Here is a 475-nt window from a genome sequence, read left to right as displayed (position 1 = left end):
TTATTTACTGCAGCATTTTTATTTGTTCATTTCCGCTTTTATCCCTGGAAACTAACGGATTACAAACTGGTATTAGCCGCCATTTTAATTGGTGTCATTTTAGATTCCAGCTGGTCTGCCTGGGGCTTGATGGCCTATCAGGCGCAAACTATAGAACCGATTGCTCCGTGGTGGATCTGGTGTTTGTGGATTAATTTTGCCTTAACCCTTAATCATTCAATGTCCTGGTTGTTAAAACATCGTTTGCTGGCGGGGATATTATCTGCCGTTGCCAGTCCGGTTTCCTATTATGCGGGCAGTCGATTGGGTGCCTTGCAATGGTTGCAGCCGGAAATATTGATTATTGTGCTTGGCATCAGCTGGGGACTGGTTATTCCATTATTACTGACACTGACTCTCTTTTGGCGAAATCAAGAATCAGGGACGCAACATGCTGTGGTTTAGTTTTTTTATCGTTTCACTGATCATGCTGGGC

At 43.8% G+C, this 475-nt stretch carries 1 protein-coding gene; it reads left to right on the top strand.

Annotated features, from left to right (window positions below; all coding sequences use genetic code 11):
• On the top strand, positions 1-444 hold a 444-nt coding region (locus tag B3O33_RS07605), incomplete at its 5' end, for a DUF2878 domain-containing protein (RefSeq protein ID WP_292363328.1).
• Positions 445-475 lie beyond the last annotated feature (31 nt).

The organism is Methylophaga sp. UBA1464, assembly GCF_002325665.1.
In the GTDB taxonomy this organism is placed as follows: Bacteria; Pseudomonadota; Gammaproteobacteria; order Nitrosococcales; family Methylophagaceae; genus Methylophaga.
Note: the sequence above shows the minus strand (reverse complement) of the source record. Positions and strands in the feature narration are given on the sequence as shown.